Annotated in this window: 1 protein-coding gene; it reads right to left on the bottom strand. The window is 67.0% G+C overall.

What is annotated here, in order from left to right; genetic code table 11:
- Positions 1 to 158: 158 nt before the first annotated feature.
- Positions 159 to 1,586 (bottom strand): IS1380 family transposase, encoded by a 1,428-nt coding sequence (locus CLV70_RS38785; RefSeq protein ID WP_211304066.1) that lies wholly within the window; start codon positions 1,584 to 1,586, stop codon positions 159 to 161.
- Between the last annotated feature and the right edge of the window lie 117 nt (positions 1,587 to 1,703).

Genomic DNA, 1,703 nt, shown 5'->3' with positions numbered 1-1,703 from the left:
CCTCGATTCGTCAGAGGGATTTGATCCCCTCCCGTCCGTTTCGGCTTGACCGTTTTGTCCCTCGTTAGTGGGTGCGGGTCGGCCGCGTGACGTTGCGGAAGCGTCGGGTCTCCGCGCCCGGGGACGGCTTTCTGCTGGTAGGGGCAGGGTTGATGGGGTCAGATGGTCGCCGGCAGCATGCTCAGGCGTTGCCAGCAGAGCGTGAATGCGGTGGCCCAGGGCCAGCTGTCGGGGATGGACAGCCGACGCTGGCGGGCGTGAGTGGCGAGTTTCGCGGGTAGGTGCAGCAGCCGGTAGCGCAGCGTTTCGTGTTCGGCGTGGGCGAGGTCAGGCTGGTCGTGCAGGCCGAGTAGCCGTGTCCAGGCGGCCAGGTCGGCGGCGATGTTGCAGGCCATGACCCAGCCTTGGTTGACGGTCCAGGCTTTCGACGGCAGGTTGCGCAGACCCATGGCCTTGCCCTGCCGGACTTGATCTTCGACGCCGGCGTGGGACCGGTGCAGGGCGTCGAGCCATTGCGGCTGGTGTGAGCCTGCAAGTCCGTGCAGGCGGGTGATGTTGGTCGCGACGATCGCGTAGCGCCAGCCGGTAGCCCGTTCGAGGGTGGTGAGTTTCTTGGCGTGCCGGGCTGAGGGTCGGGTACGCCTGACGATCAGCCGTAGCCCGTCGAGCCAGTCACCGAGGCGCTGGTTGAGGCCGGTCAGCTCGGCGACCTGCGCCGCGTCGCCGGCGGTGCCGTCCTGGTTCAGGCCGGCCGTCCACGCGTTGGCGGGTAGGGCGGCGATCGCGGTCTCATCGACCTCGGTGATCGTCCAGCCGACGGTGAACTTCACGCTGCGCCACAGCCGGTTCATCTGCTGCATGTGTTCGAGCAGTTCATGGGTAGCGCCGGCTCCGTCGACGCGGATCAGGATCTTGCGTCGGTAGGCGACGGGCAACTGCGTGATCGCGTCGGCCAACACGCGAATGTGGTCAGCGACGGTGTTCGACCCGGCGTTACCCGGGCGTAGCAGCATCGCCAGCGACTCGCCGGTGTTCGCGCACCACCCGCCGAGTGGGTGGAACCCGAACCCCTTCTTGAACGTGGCGGCGGCGCCCTGTTTGGGTGAGTGGGCGGTGATCAGGGTGGCGTCCAGGTCGATGACCACCCACCCGGACAGCAGTTTCCCGGCCACCGTCAGCCAAGGAAAGCCCTGCGGCCGGCGCGCGAGGAGATCCCAGACCCGGGCCCTGACCTTCGCCCTGGCTTTGCCGATCCGAGCCAGCGTGGCCGTGTCGAGACCGGCGAGGGCCCGGCGGACGGTCGCCTCCGATGGCGGCTCACCGAACACGAGAGCTTGATGGCCGAGTAACCCGATATCGGACATGCTCGTCGCGCCGAGCACGATCGCGATGGCCAGAGACACCAGGACCGTGCCTCGATCCCACCAGCCCGGCCCCTTCCCCCGGGGCACCATTCTGCTCAATCCACCGGTCAGACCGGTCCGGTCCGCGCATCGGCGGAGCAGTACCGCACCCGCGTGACCGATCAGACCCTTCCCGCCTGAGTCGATGACCAGCCGCTGATCCCACCCGCTACGCTTACCCACCAGAAAGGTGCACCTTATTCTGCTGTGGACATGGTCTAGACACCCACATCCTTGCAGGTCAGGTGCACCTTTCCTTCATCACCCTCGATGCGTCGCATTCAGTCTGAATAGCCGAGG

The sequence above is a fragment of the Pseudosporangium ferrugineum genome, assembly GCF_003002065.1.
Lineage (GTDB): Bacteria > Actinomycetota > Actinomycetes > Mycobacteriales > Micromonosporaceae > Actinoplanes > Actinoplanes ferrugineus_A.
This window is presented reverse-complemented; position numbering and strand designations above follow the sequence as displayed.